Genomic DNA, 13,005 nt, shown 5'->3' with positions numbered 1-13,005 from the left:
GGCAAGATGGCTGCGGGCCTGCTCTCCACGGCCTCCGGCATACTCCCGGCCTATGTGCTTGACGGCGTGGCAGGCTGCGCAGAGCGCCTCGAGCCGGACCAAACGTTGGATCTGCCGCTCGTCATCGTATTCCCAGACCTCGTTGCAGTCCGGAGCTCGCCGCCCGACACCATCGCAGATCTCACATCGGTGGCCCGCCGCCTCGCACACGATTCCTCGGAGTCGGTTCCACTCTCTCGAGGGCAACTCCGAACGCAAGTTGACGCCCCACCTCGTCTTCGGAACCAGCTCGACGGCAAGCCGTGGAGGAGTCGCGCGAGCGGCCGGCACCGTCAACTGGGCCGCCCGCGAACTCATCGCGGCGGCGAACCTACGCCACCTGAGGACCGTATAGGCCATTGGCCGGTCCCCGATGATGCGACCGCCCGGTGTTTGAGTCCGGGGTTCGATCGGTTCAGTTGATGTCGCAGGCCACGGGGTGGTGGGTGTGACTGCAGCGGGCAGCGTACTCGGCTGGGGTCAGGTAGCCCAGCGCTGAGTGCCGATGTCGTTGGTTGTGATCGGTTTTGAAATCGCCGATCACGACGCGGGCTTCGAGCAGGCTGGTCCAATGGTTGCGGTTGAGGCATTCGTGACGCAACCGCCGGTTGAACGACTCGATGTAGCCGTTGTTCCACGGTGTTCCGGGCGGGATGTAGGAGATCCCGACCCGGTCGGCGCAGAACTGTTGCAGCGCAATAGAAATCATCTCCGGGCCGTTGTCCATCCGCAGCACCTTCGGCGGCCCGCCGGTAGCGGCGAATACCTGCTCGAGTTCGGCGACCAAGCGCTCGGCGGTGATCGAACGTTCGGTCATGTGCAGCAGGGATTCGCGGGTGTGTTCATCGACCATCGACGCGATCTTCACCGCCCGCCCATCGAGGGTCGAGTCGAATTGGAAATCCAACGCCCACACCACCTTCGGAGCATCTGCGGCGATGACCGGGACCGATGACTGCCCGGCCCGTTTCCGTGGCGAGTGCGCGCGGACCTGCAAACCTTCTTCACGCCAGAGCCGGTGGATGCGTTTCTTGTTCACCGGATGGCCCTCATCGAACCGCAACGCCGCCCATGCCCGCCGAAACCCGTGGCACGGATTCTTGGCGGCGTAGGAACGCAGCCACGCCCGCACCCCGGCGTCGGGGTCGGCGGGGGTTTGCGCGGCCGGCAGCCGCCGATACGTGGACCTGTGCAGCCCAACCACCTTGCACGCGAACCGTTCCGACATGCCCTTGACCTGCTGGAGCATGCCGACAGCTCGACGCTTGGCCGCTGGGCTCAGAATTTTCCAGGCATGATCATGAGGGCGGGTCGCCAGCGGCCCGGCGGATCTGACTCTGAATTTTCCTGACCGGTCTCCGGACCGTGTCTTTCGAGGGACCCGTCGATCCGCTGGCGCCGATGGCGGCCCGCCGACCACGCAGAATCCCCGGGGTCCTGCCGTGGAGGGAGTGACCTGATAGGAGCATGCCGCGTCGAGATCGCGTCCCCTGACTGGCCTGTCCGACCTCCGCTGCCGGCATCGGGAAACCGCCGCCGAACAGCGCCAGGAAGGACTGATACATGTTAACGAATCCCACCGCGCAGACTGTCTTCGCCGGAGTCGACACTCACGCCGACACTCATCACGTCGCCATTGTCAACGAACACGGCAGACGACTCGCCGATCGCGAATTCCAGACGACAGCAAGCGGTTACGAAGCAATCGAGCAATGGATCAACACTTACGGCCAGATCGCGCAAGTCGGAATCGAAGGCACCGGCTCATATGGGGTGGAACTGGCACGGCACTTGCGCCGGCACGGCTACAACGTCGCCGAGGTGCCTCGCCCGAACCGGCGGCTGCGCCGCGCCCAGGGCAAATCCGACGCGATAGATGCCTACGCCGCCGCGCGGCGCTTGCTCGATGGATCCGACATCACCGCTCCGAAGAACCGAGATGGCGCCATCGAAGCCGTCCGGGCGATGCGCGTGGCCCGCAACAATGCTGTCAAGGCCATGTCGATCGCCCTCAACGCACTGCGCGCCCTGATCACCACCAGCCCGGAAGAACTTCGCGGCCAGCTGCGCAAGATGCCCCGCGCCCGGCTGATCGCCACCTGCACCGCATTCGACCCTGACCTGCACCGCCTGACCGATCCGATCGAGGCCACCAAACTCGCGCTGCGTTCACTCGCCGAGCGCATCAACGACTCGCGAGCCCACGCAGACCGGCTCAAACAGCAGCTGGGAAAGGCCCTCGAACAGGTCGCACCGAACACCATGGGCGTGTTCGCACTCGGCCCGGATACCGCTGCGGCCCTCGTCATTTCGATCGGCGACAACCCTGATCGTCTCACCTCCGAAGCCGCGTTCGCCCGCCTCTGCGGCGTCGCGCCGATCCCCGCCTCATCAGGCAAAACCACCCGCCACCGGCTGCACCGCGGCGGCGACCGGCAAGCCAACCAGGCCCTGCACACCGCAGTTATCGTCCGCATGCGCTACCACGAGAACACCAAAACATACGCCGCCCGGCGCAAGCGCGACGGCAAGACGACACCGGAAATCTTGCGCTGCCTCAAGCGTTATTTCGCGCGAGAAGTCTTCCGCGCCTTACGCTCCGACTACCAGGCCATGACCGCTTGACATCTATAGGAGCGTCAGTCCTGAAAGCTGATCGTCGTTGACGATATCGCTACGGCGAGAACGTTTGTCGGGAGCTGGTATTCGCGGCGGCCGAGGGTGCGTCGCCACGCAGATTATCCGGGCAGAATCAGCGGCGCCCAGTCGTTGTGGTCGGTGACAGGTGCTTCTCTGCGTCGGCCAGTAGTGCCGAGGGCGTTGTGGACAATGCCTCGGCGAGATCCCACAACCGGTCGATCTGGACGCTGCTGGTTCCCAGCTCGATGCGAGCGAGAGCTGGTTGCGATACGCCGGACAGCTTCGCCAGATCGTCTCGGGTCATCCCATCTGACTCACGGACGCGACGAATGGCGGCGCCGACCGCGTCCCGCCTCATCTTGCGCACCCTCCGCTGTTGTGGGGACAGCGAGGCTTCCGGCACCGGCATGGCCGCATCATCGCACGCCTCACCTGACCAATCCCGTGAGCTCGCTGTGCGGCACGGCATATGTATGATAGCGCAAACATATCGCATGCGATACAAGAGGCACGTTAGAATGCATATTCTCGCCGAGAGTCCATGGGAGCGCCACCTTCCCCGGCTGGCGGTACTTAGGAGGCACGGCGTGCAGGACAAAGCAGATGCCAGCACAGTCCTCGTCGTCCGCGGCAGTGCTACCGACAGACAGGCAGCCGCCGATGCACTGTGGGATCCGACCCTGATCGGCGACGACGTCTGGCGGCAGATCGGCGTCGATCCGTCCACACTCAGCTCAGACATCGGCGGTATCGGCCGGATCGACGGGTTCAGACGACGTGGGGGTCACGGACATCCGCGGATCTACTCGGTCGATGTGTGGTCGCAGGTCTACACAGTCGACGACTTCACACACAAGGAATCCGGTGCAGAGTTTGTCCCGATCACGATCGCGGGCCGCCCCGGCCTGCGATACCGTCGGGCATCCGACAGGGCCGGCGATCGCTGCAACCTGATCTTCGCCTCCATCCTGGGCTCGTTCAGCATTGAGGTGCTGCGATTGGAGCCACGAAGCCGTGTCGCCCCCCACGACCGCGCTATCGAGGTCGCGAACGTCGTTGTCCCACTGCTGCCGCGCTGAGTACGAAAATGAGTAACTAGCCCGACCAGGGCGGTAGGTCAGCGCCGAATGTCGGCACGCGCGCACTGATACGCTTTTCCCACCGAAGCTGGGTTAGCCATCCCCGGCGTCGAGAGCGGAGGGGGGGGTGCGGTCATGGCACTACCGGACAAAGGGCAGAAGAACGCCCAAGCGGCCTACGATGCCGCCAAGGCCGAACTGTTTCAGATACCCGAGGACGGCGCCAAACGGCTCGCAGCCTCCTGCGACACGCTAGCGGATGAATTGCAAGACGAGATCGCGGCGGCCTGGAGTCTGGCCAACGTGACAGGCTTTCCCGATCTTCCGTCCGGACATGCGTTGGCGAAGGGGTTCAGCGCGAAAGGGCGCGAGTACATCGACGCGTTGACCGCGTTCCGGGAGACGGTCTTGCGGTACAAGGCAGCCTATTTGGCGGCCGGAAAACAGTTCGAAGACGCCGACGCCGCGAACCGCGCAGCGATCAAAGTCGCGGCCGACCAACTCGAGGATCCCGCGTGACAGTAGTAAAAGCGTTGCGGCCCAAGATTTTCCGCCGTTTTTCGGCTGCCTCGATTCTGGCCTTGGGCGCGTTGATGGCAGCTGGATGCTCCTCGACAGGAGTTGGAAACCCGGTGGCCAGTTCCACTGCCGCGACGGCCTCCGGATCAGGCTCGACCGCGGCGAGCACGGCAGGCCGGCCACCGTTTCCGACGTTGACCGCGCCCGACCTGCAGCCACCGAAGCAGCAGAACCAGAACCGCCCGGACGTCGCGTTCGACCCCTGCACCTGGATCGATGACGACACGATCAGCCATCTCGGATATGATCCGCGCTCACGCAAACGGTCGACCGACATCCACGCCGAGTACACGTTCCTGGGCTGTGCATTTAAGTCGCCCGACAAGGCCTACACCCTCGGCATCCTGTCGGGCAACCGCACCTTGGACGAGGGCCGTGCGAAGTTCACCAACGACAGTGCTCAGATCCAGGACACGACGATCGACGGTCACGCTGCGTTGATCGTACGGCCGCAGATGCCCAGCACCGGATGCACTGTTCTGTTGCAGACCAAGGTGGGGTACATCGGCTTCGACCGCATCATCTTCGCGGATCACCTCACCGGACCGGCACCCGAAAGATGTTCGGGGATAGTCGATTTGGTGCGTGGGATCATTCCGCGTATCGGGGACAGCTGAATCGAGAGGGCGTCGTGGGTAGACGGACGAGTAAAGAGATCGCTGACGACATCAGCCAGCACCAGAGCCAGCTTGCTCATGTGAGTGGGTTCGGAGCGTCTGGGGTCGATCCGGCCTATGTTCCCGATCGGGAGTCGTTCGATAGCTATGGGCACCAACAGATCTGGGATCTGGTGCACGAGAAGCTAGACCCCGGTGCGATGGGACAGATCGCAAGCGAGTGGAGCAAACGAGCCGCCAAGCTTCACGAGCTCTTCGATACATTCTCCCGAGACGTGCAGAGCGAATTCGCTTCCTGGTCAGGAACATTCGCCTCGACCGCCCAACAGTCGACCGACGCGTTCGTAGCCGCCGGAGGCGAACAGCATGACACAGCCCTGACCGTTCAGCGCCTGATGGACCTGAATTCCAGCGCCGCACAAACGGTCAAAGCCGCGATCCCGCCACCACCCCCGCCCTATCAGGAAGATACCGATCCGGCGATGGAAGCCGCGAACGGGGCGGACCGACGCACGGCGTACAACGTAGCGGTCGCCGCGGACGCGGCGACCGCTCAGGACACGATGAACTTCGTGTACAACCCGACCTTGCCTGCATCAGGTGACAGCGTTCCGCGGTTCGTACCGATGCCCCCCGGCCCCGGCGGGGACAGCCCCAGTGATGCCAGTCAGCAGCCAGGTGGTGACCCTCCTCAAGCCGACGGTGACGCTAATCCCGGCGAGTCCAGCACGAATGGTGAACCCGCCGACGGGAAGCCGGATGAGCCGTCAACTGGCGAAAATCCGCAACCAGACGGCCAATCGACGCCTACGCAGACGAAGTCGTCGTCACTCGACGACCCCGCCGCAACGACACCGTCGTCGACCTCGAACACACCGGCGCCCCCGACAGGCACCACCCCTGCCGACAAACTGCAGCCATCACCTGCGAGCGTGGTGCCTTCCACCCCCGGCTCGTCCGGCTCCGGCGTACCGAGCTCACCTCGGGTCCCCACCGGCGCCCCAGGATCGCCCGATAGCCGTCCGGGAGGACCGGGAACATCGGTTCCAGGGCAACCGCAGTCAGCTCCCGGAACCAACCCAACCAATGTCCGCCCGACGACGAGCAGCTCGCCTGCACCGATGGGCGGTATGCCGGGAGCCGGGCGTGGGCAAAGTTCAGATTCCGACCGCGCCAAGGGAAGCCCCGACTACTTGCGGCGCAAGTACCGGGAGCTCGACCAGGTCGATCCGGCATTGCCCGCTGTGATCGGTTGGGGCGCAACCGATGATGAACTCCTCTCACCGAAAAAAACCGAGAACACGCCGCGAGGGGATGAGTAGTGCGGTGGGTATTCACCCCGGACGAATTCACTCACGTCTGGGCGGGCGAGGCCAGGCGCGATCGCCGTCCCTATCCGATCAACCTCGGACCTCGAGGCACGGTCGGCACCGAAAGCGCAAGGGCCGCATTGAAACTCGCCGAGCGGTTCCCGCCCAACAGCGATCCGGACCTGACCGGGACGTTGACGTTTCTTGCCCGTACCGACGTCACGACCATCGCCATGTTCGGTGACCGCTTCGCCGACGGTGAGCGTCTACCCAACCCGATCCTGGCCTTCGGGGCCGCTTTCTCCGACTGGGGCGCGGCCGTCATCGTGACCAGCGATACGGCAACAGTGGTGTCCTGTCACGCCCGTAACGTCGCCAAACACCTGATCACCGCGATCGGCTCGGCACCCGTGGGCACCTTCGACGCGATGTGCGAGCCTCGGCAGACAGTGTTGTTTCCAGATCCCGGGCAGTGGCAGGAAACCGAGAACAGCCGCAGCGCCAAACGGTTTCGGAAAGTGCTACGCCGCCCCATCGACGCCCGCGGCTACCTCACCGTCACGGTGGATCCAGCAGACCCCATGTCACCGCCACCACGACACCGCACATGGCTCGACTTCACCAACGATGGCCGTTATCTGCTCACCATCGGTCACGACATGACCCTCACCCCCGTCGGCGACAGTGAGCTCGCTCAACAGATCACCCATCTGGCGCAAATCCGCTGACCGGCCCCAACAGACTCACCTCGCCATCACTGGCACCCAGGGTCACGAAACGGGCTGGAACAGCCTAGATGTGACCCCGTCGGTAGGCGAACAGCATGCCAGGGGGTCCGGCGGGGTCCATACGGCGAGCACCCGGGGGCGATCGTTCAACTCCGCAGAGCTCGGCGCTCGCAGGTCTTCCCGCAGCACCTCGTCGATGAACGGCTTGAACGGGTCAAGCTTGGAGGGCCGGCTTGGGATGGTCGGGTGACTCCACCTCAGCGGCGGGCCGACGCCTCTGCTGGACGTGATCATGATTAGCATGGCTTTGACACCATTCACAGATGAGCTGCTCGACATCGGCAACGGGAAAGCCCGCATGTGGGACGACCAACGCTGGCTAGTCGACAAGTTGTCAATCCCCCTGGTCGAGGGCGCTGAGCCAGTCGTTGGTTACCACCTGTAGCCGGACCGTGTCGTAAAAATCGATCAGCCGCAGGGTTGTTCGGGGACCGGCCCAGCGGAATTCGGAAACCCTGTCATCGAAGCGACCGGTTGGTTCGCCGATGGAACCGGTCAATACCTCCGCCATCCGGGCATAAGTCGCCAATGTGTTACTGCGGCCCTCCGGCGTATCAGCCGCCTCGGCGCTGACGGTGACTTCGACACGTAACGCGTCACCATCGAGGCCGATGATATCGACGGTGTCCGAGCCGGGACCGGTGTCGTACTGAACCCAGTCCGCCGAGTGGATCTCGACTTCTCGCCAACCGAACACGATCGTCAAGCGCAGCAGATCGTCCATCCGCCATGACCAGACCAGCGTGCGCAGTTTCTCGGCGAGATCGGCGATCTCGTTGTCGGACAATCCCTGCCATCCGATTGGTCGCGGCGTGGGCTGCGCCACGGGTATGTCGTCGGCGACGAAGAGGGGTTTCGGCGCGGGTCGGGCTACGTCGCGCGTCAACATCGATTCGGTGGCCGCCGCGTAGTCGAATGTCACGTCGTCTTCGGAAGTGATACGGGCTTGCGGTGCCTCGACTGAGGGTGTGGTGGCGAATGTGAGGGTCGTGTCCCACAGTCGCATCCCGGTTTCTTCCAGTTTTTTGCGTGCACGCTCCAGCGAGGCAGCGCTGGGCGTTGTGTCGATGGGCGCTTCGCCCGCTGTCAGATGCCGACCGATGACAGTCAGTCCTGCTGCGCGGCAGCCGACTTCGACGAGCCCGATCAATGTCGCGATGTCGAAATAGGGGATGGCATCAATGGTGATGGACCATTCATCGGCACCGGTGCGCAGCAGCGTGATAGTGGATGCGTGAATTAACGTGTATCGCGGGTGGTTTCGGGTTCGGCACCCCAATTCACTGCCTACTGGATCGTCCGCAGTACCCGATGGGGTAAGCCCGATGACCGCTCGAAGTTCCTCGAGTTGGGCTTGATCGAGCCGACCACTTACGACCAGGCGAAACCGCCGAATCAGTTTCAATTCGAATCCGCCGGATGATGCCTTCACGACTGCACTACGAGACGCTCGGGCGTTGCTTCGCTATCCAGCCACGCAGCTGCGATCTTTCTCGCAACGGCCCGATAGAGCATATCGTCCTCGCCGTTCTCCGACGCGATTACCTCGGTGGCCTTGTTCAGGACCAAAGTGTACTGACTGCCCTGTATATCCGTGTACCGGTATCGAACACGCTCCTCGTCCTCGTCAACCTTCTCGATCTCTGCATACAGCGCCAACGTCATACCCTTCTTGTCCCGAACGCTCCGATGACAACCGATCAAACCTGACGTGCCAGCCCGAGCAGCGGCAGGTGAAGGTCGCGTTCGTCCTCGTTCCTGTTCCATGCGGTGTAGGTCAAGGACCCCAGGTCGGTGATTCGGAATGCGTCACGGAGTCCGGTCACCACCATTGCTGCCAACTGGCGGTATATGGCCGAATTGACCGGCCACGGCAGTTCGATCCACCAGTAGGGGCCGTGGTCGGCATCGGGTTCCTGCCAGCCTGCCTCGGTGATCAGGCGATGTCCCGTTTCGTCAGGCTGTGCGGTGGGTTCGAGGAACTCGTCGCCTACCAGTTCGGCCAACAGCTCGCTGTCGGTCTGCGCGAACTGCGCGAACCGCTGGCGGCCCGTGGGGAGCCCCGCTTCTGCTATCTTCACAATCGCTCCTGCGGGCAGTACAGCTAACTGCTCGGACAGTCGCTCGGTGAATTCTATCCAATCCATCACGTAAGGTCCTGCTTTTCGAATTCTATGGATCTATCAAGAGCGGCCAACGAGGCATTCGTTTGATACGTCAGTTGAACAGTATGTGCGAGATTCTTCAGGCGCAATGTTGTTTTTGGGAAAGCCCAGCGGATTTGCGCGAACTCGCCTGGTATGCGGGCAGTTGGTTCGCCGAGGGCGCCGGTTATGGCGTCGGCCATCCTGACGAACGCATCACGCACCATTGCTCGGCCTGGCGCGTCCTCGCTTGCGGAGTCGGTCACCATCAACTCGATGGACTCGGCTTCCCCGCTGCGGCCTTGTACCCCACCGCTGCTCAACCCGAAACCGCAGTCGAGCATGACCCAATTCGATCGGGCCATCAACACCTGCCAGTCGAACCTCGCCGCTATCGCGGGCACATCTCGCAACAGCCACGACCAGTCCAACGACCGCAAGCCAGTAGCCAACTCGACTATCTCGTCGTCGGTCATCGCACGCCATCCCGTCATGGATTCACCCTATTCCTATCGCCGGATTTCGTTCGGATCCGTCCTCGACGGAACGGTGATCGCGATGTGACTCTGCACATGTTTCCCGTTCAGGACGGTGCTCTGCCCAGCTTCGCTCGCGCACGGGCTTGGTCGCGTTCGCGTTCAGCCCGCACCCTCTCAATGTTTCGTTGCTCGACTTGTCGCTCATACTCGCGTGCGCTCACGGATTCCGACGCGATCACGGCTTGGCCGGTCCCGACCAGATACTGGACTTCGACTGCTTGGATGGGTCGGCCGCGCTCGATGGACTTAATAGCCTCTGCCTGACGGCGCTCCATGGAGTCGTAGGGAACTCGCACGGGTGGTTGTCCGGCCGGCTCGTAGGTGAAACACCTCGATTGCGCATCGTAAGCGGTTGGTTCGAGTTTGAGGCAAAGCGTATACGTCTGGACATCCATAGTCCGCGCCCGCTCACGAGTTAACTGTAAAAGGTGGCTTTCTCTGACCGTGCGATTATGTTCCTGCCGAAGTATTTCTCGTGCGAATTCATCGCGTGCCAGACCCAGCTCACGTGCGCGCGCAGCCTCGATCGATTCAGTGACCTGTTGGGCATGAGAGGGGGCCAGTCCCAGTCCTTTGAGCGCATTAGCTTCTTTTGCTCGTTCGACCTCAATCGCGTGTTGAACACGCTCGTGGTTCGCGCGGACCTTTGCCAGGTCTGGCTCACCGCCCTGTGCGAAGGCCCGATCCATCTCGCGGGCCTGCTTGAGGACGTTGGCAACGAACCGTGAGCGCTCTTTCGTTTGCGCATCCCGGTATTCCAAAACCAAGGCCTGCGCCTCTTTGATGATCTCCCGGTTGGCGGCTTCGATATTTGCTATCGCCGACACATCTTGCGATAAAGTGTCTATTTGCAAGATCTTCTCGATGTTTTTGGAATCGGAGCCGTAATTCAGACGTTGGACAAGCTCGGCGTTGCGCGCAATGTCCAATTCCTGCAGCCGAATCATTCGGACTTTCGTAGTCTCAACAATCCGACTTCTTTCCTCAAGTGATAGTCCTCTTTCTTCTGCTTTATTTATGGTCGTTAGCGACTCGCGTATCTGACGCTGCAGTTCTGCCGCTCGAGGATCCAATATTCGAGTGTCGCGCGCCAAATCTATAACTAGTTCGGTAACCTTCCGTTCGCGTGGAGGCATGCCCTCAAGTGCGCGATCCATCTCCCGGGCATATTCTCGAGCCAGATCGCGTTCCACTTCGACTACGAGCTCGGGAAGGCGGACTCGCGGTCGTTCGATACCGCCGAGGATTGGCACAGGAACCAAGTCGCCATCGCGGAATTGACTGTATTTGGTTACTGATACATTGCCATTGATATCAACATGAACTTTATGGTTCTCGATTACCAGAGAGCCGTCTCGGTGCGCCTGGATCAATTCATCTCGGGCTTTTACATACGCGACGCCCTCAGGACTGTTCGGATCGAGACCGCGAGCCTTCATCTGCGCGGGGGTCTCATTGAAAATTGTAATGAGATTCCGGTCGAGGGCCAATGTTCTCGCCGTATGCTCCGGAGACATCTGCTGAGCACGGCCATGATCAGTATTCGCAGCACCAAGTTCAGAGCCGACGCCCTTATGCTCGCCATTGATGAGCTTGGTTGGTGTTGCGTCGGTCTTGGGCACGAGCAAGAGTCTGTCGGCCATATCCCTGCCATCGGCAGCGCCCTCGAAAGGTGTAATCTGCACACCTTCCGGAAATATCTCTTTGTCGTGAAAATATGCGTCACCACCCAGGTCGCCCAACCCCTTGGAGGTATTTACCATTTCAATGCCCTGGGCATTCCAAATCCTGGCGTTTTCCTCGAGATCCCGAGCATCCGCCAACCGCTCCAGCTTTTCCTTTGGGCTGAGGCTCGGATGTTCGCGAATATGTTGTTCCAGGGTACCTATCACGCCGTTATCGAGTTCACTGTCCTTGAGTTGACGAACCTCTGATATTCCGAAATCCTTGAACTTCGGGATGAGCCTGGCGAGTTCTTGCCCGGCCGGATCGCGGGTGGCCTGCTGTTTCAGGCGTTCCGCGGACTCCAGTTTAATCTTGTCTGCAATCGCTTGGTCTTTCACCTGGTAGGACTCTTTGGGGCCTTCCGGGATTGCGAAAAAGACGGGCTTACTATCGTTTTCTATGTCGGGATTTCTGGCAAACCCGTTTTCGTCGTGCCGAACATAGTTCTTATTGCGGAACACGCCCGGCGGGTCGCTAAAGTCGTGTAATCTGCCTTTTTCGCGATCGCGCCAGGAATGGGAAGGGTCTCCCTGCACGCGCAGGCACCCGTCGTCTCCGCGATACATGCCCGCTGGTGGCGGCAGATTGTCCCGCTCCGGTATTGCCGGGTCGGGACGGTTGTTGGTTTCTCCCGGAATCTGGTACGGACTGTTGGTCGATTCTAGGGGCTGTGTGTTCGCGGTGTTCTGCTGATCCCGAGTCCCTTCCGCGGGCTCGATATGACTGCGCGAGCGCTGAGACTCGGGGGACGCGGGGGCTTGGTCCCGTGCACCGGATGTTCTGGCGCTCGAGGATTCACCGGGACCAGTGATGTGATTTCGAGGGACCTCGAAGCCGGCGTTGCCGGTGGTTCGCCCAGTATTCTCCCTCTCTGACGGATTACTGGGTTCGTGTCCGCCCGGCAGTTGCATTTCAGCGCCACTTTGGCCTGGCACCGGACGTCGACCGTCGAGGTGTGAGTCGGGGCCTACTCCTCGAAGGTCCCCTCCATCGGCCAGGTTCCGTCCTGACGGCTGCGCCATTCCGTCCACGAGACGACGTTCATTGCCATCGACGCTGCCGGCTGATGAGCGAAGGTGTTCTTGTCGATCGTCAGCTGGTATTCCGCGGTCGGTTCCGGTGGTTGCGCCATCGACTGTGCCAGCACGTGATACTGGATCGTCTGCGAATCCTCTCGCGTGCGTCGGATGTTCACCCGCCACAGGGGTGGGTAGATCTGGCCGCCCTGGACCGGATCGCCCGTCCGGATCGCCTCGTCGTACATCTGGCCGATCGTGAACGGGGGCAGACTCGGGTGCGTGGTGACCACTCCGGTCTGTTTGTTCACTATGTAGGTGCTCAGGCCCAAATCCTGACCGCGCGCTATCTCCTCCGAGGTGAGTTTCGGGCGGCATATCCATCCGTGCTCGATCGGAGTGATCGCTTCGAACTGCTGGCTCGGAAAGATGCGGGCCAGATACTGCTGGACCTGTTCCTTGGTTTGGAACTGTTGTGGCACTACGGGATCCTCCGTGAGGGTCGACGGTCATGAACGACAACGAGGTC

Annotated in this window: 13 protein-coding genes; 5 read left to right on the top strand and 8 right to left on the bottom strand. The window is 61.8% G+C overall.

Annotation, left to right across the window (positions count from 1 at the left end):
* Positions 1 to 454: 454 nt before the first annotated feature.
* Positions 455 to 1,459 carry an IS3 family transposase gene (locus tag ACLMAJ_RS27010; protein WP_412016630.1) on the bottom strand — a complete coding sequence of 335 codons (1,005 nt, stop codon included), beginning with the start codon at positions 1,457 to 1,459 and terminating at the stop codon, positions 455 to 457.
* Positions 1,460 to 1,602: 143 nt separating this feature from the next.
* Here ACLMAJ_RS27010 and ACLMAJ_RS27005 point away from each other — a divergent pair, with 143 nt between their 5' ends.
* Complete coding sequence (locus ACLMAJ_RS27005; protein ID WP_412016629.1) at positions 1,603 to 2,664, top strand: IS110 family RNA-guided transposase; 1,062 nt, start codon at positions 1,603 to 1,605, stop codon at positions 2,662 to 2,664.
* Positions 2,665 to 2,791: 127 nt separating this feature from the next.
* Here ACLMAJ_RS27005 and ACLMAJ_RS27000 read toward each other — a convergent pair whose 3' ends face one another.
* Positions 2,792 to 3,088 (bottom strand): helix-turn-helix domain-containing protein, encoded by a 297-nt coding sequence (locus ACLMAJ_RS27000; RefSeq protein WP_412016628.1) that lies wholly within the window; start codon positions 3,086 to 3,088, stop codon positions 2,792 to 2,794.
* A gap of 178 nt (positions 3,089 to 3,266) precedes the next feature.
* Between ACLMAJ_RS27000 and ACLMAJ_RS26995 the strand changes: the two genes are divergently transcribed.
* The 4 genes from ACLMAJ_RS26995 to ACLMAJ_RS26980 all read left to right on the top strand — a co-directional run bounded on the left by ACLMAJ_RS26995 (position 3,267) and on the right by ACLMAJ_RS26980 (position 6,992).
* Positions 3,267 to 3,758, top strand: a complete 492-nt coding sequence (locus ACLMAJ_RS26995; protein WP_412016627.1) for a DUF3558 domain-containing protein — start codon at positions 3,267 to 3,269, stop codon at positions 3,756 to 3,758.
* A gap of 135 nt (positions 3,759 to 3,893) precedes the next feature.
* A complete protein-coding gene (locus ACLMAJ_RS26990; RefSeq protein WP_412016626.1) occupies positions 3,894 to 4,277 on the top strand; it encodes a hypothetical protein in 384 nt (127 codons plus the stop codon).
* The gene (locus ACLMAJ_RS26985; RefSeq protein ID WP_412016625.1) at positions 4,274 to 4,954 is read left to right on the top strand and encodes a DUF3558 domain-containing protein; all 681 of its coding nucleotides are present in this window, start codon (positions 4,274 to 4,276) and stop codon (positions 4,952 to 4,954) included. Before ACLMAJ_RS26990 ends, ACLMAJ_RS26985 begins: the two co-directional genes overlap by 4 nt.
* A 1,321-nt stretch (positions 4,955 to 6,275) precedes the next feature.
* Positions 6,276 to 6,992: an ESX secretion-associated protein EspG gene (locus ACLMAJ_RS26980; RefSeq protein WP_412016624.1), complete on the top strand. Its 717-nt coding sequence runs from the start codon at positions 6,276 to 6,278 to the stop codon at positions 6,990 to 6,992.
* Positions 6,993 to 7,386: 394 nt separating this feature from the next.
* Here the strand turns inward: ACLMAJ_RS26980 and ACLMAJ_RS26975 are convergent, their stop codons facing one another.
* From ACLMAJ_RS26975 to ACLMAJ_RS26950, 6 genes are all read right to left on the bottom strand, one after another.
* On the bottom strand, positions 7,387 to 8,484 hold the full coding sequence (locus tag ACLMAJ_RS26975) for a DUF6301 family protein (RefSeq protein WP_412016623.1): 1,098 nt from the start codon (positions 8,482 to 8,484) through the stop codon (positions 7,387 to 7,389).
* The gene (locus tag ACLMAJ_RS26970) at positions 8,481 to 8,717 is read right to left on the bottom strand and encodes a hypothetical protein (RefSeq protein WP_412016622.1); all 237 of its coding nucleotides are present in this window, start codon (positions 8,715 to 8,717) and stop codon (positions 8,481 to 8,483) included. The genes ACLMAJ_RS26975 and ACLMAJ_RS26970 overlap by 4 nt, the downstream gene beginning before the upstream one ends.
* Positions 8,718 to 8,752: 35 nt before the next feature.
* The gene (locus ACLMAJ_RS26965; RefSeq protein WP_412016621.1) at positions 8,753 to 9,199 is read right to left on the bottom strand and encodes a TY-Chap domain-containing protein; all 447 of its coding nucleotides are present in this window, start codon (positions 9,197 to 9,199) and stop codon (positions 8,753 to 8,755) included.
* Positions 9,199 to 9,672 carry a DUF6301 family protein gene (locus ACLMAJ_RS26960; protein ID WP_412016620.1) on the bottom strand — a complete coding sequence of 158 codons (474 nt, stop codon included), beginning with the start codon at positions 9,670 to 9,672 and terminating at the stop codon, positions 9,199 to 9,201. The genes ACLMAJ_RS26965 and ACLMAJ_RS26960 overlap by 1 nt, the downstream gene beginning before the upstream one ends.
* 107 nt (positions 9,673 to 9,779) lie before the next feature.
* On the bottom strand, positions 9,780 to 11,996 hold the full coding sequence (locus ACLMAJ_RS26955) for a hypothetical protein (RefSeq protein ID WP_412016689.1): 2,217 nt from the start codon (positions 11,994 to 11,996) through the stop codon (positions 9,780 to 9,782).
* A 431-nt stretch (positions 11,997 to 12,427) separates the two neighbouring features.
* Positions 12,428 to 12,958: a hypothetical protein gene (locus ACLMAJ_RS26950; protein WP_412016688.1), complete on the bottom strand. Its 531-nt coding sequence runs from the start codon at positions 12,956 to 12,958 to the stop codon at positions 12,428 to 12,430.
* Positions 12,959 to 13,005 lie beyond the last annotated feature (47 nt).

The sequence above is a fragment of the Nocardia arseniciresistens genome, assembly GCF_046764875.1.
Lineage (GTDB): Bacteria > Actinomycetota > Actinomycetes > Mycobacteriales > Mycobacteriaceae > Nocardia > Nocardia arseniciresistens.
The sequence above is the reverse complement of the archived record's forward strand: the minus strand, read 5'-3'. Positions and strand labels throughout refer to the sequence as shown.

Coding starts and splice junctions, on each gene's coding strand:
- ACLMAJ_RS27005 (WP_412016629.1), top strand. CDS start 1,603: ATGTTAACGAATCCCACCGCGCAGACTGTCTTCGCCGGAGTCGACACT.
- ACLMAJ_RS26965 (WP_412016621.1), bottom strand. CDS start 9,199: ATGGATTGGATAGAATTCACCGAGCGACTGTCCGAGCAGTTAGCTGTA.
- ACLMAJ_RS26970 (WP_412016622.1), bottom strand. CDS start 8,717: ATGACGTTGGCGCTGTATGCAGAGATCGAGAAGGTTGACGAGGACGAG.
- ACLMAJ_RS26990 (WP_412016626.1), top strand. CDS start 3,894: ATGGCACTACCGGACAAAGGGCAGAAGAACGCCCAAGCGGCCTACGAT.
- ACLMAJ_RS26960 (WP_412016620.1), bottom strand. CDS start 9,672: ATGACCGACGACGAGATAGTCGAGTTGGCTACTGGCTTGCGGTCGTTG.
- ACLMAJ_RS27000 (WP_412016628.1), bottom strand. CDS start 3,088: ATGCCGGTGCCGGAAGCCTCGCTGTCCCCACAACAGCGGAGGGTGCGC.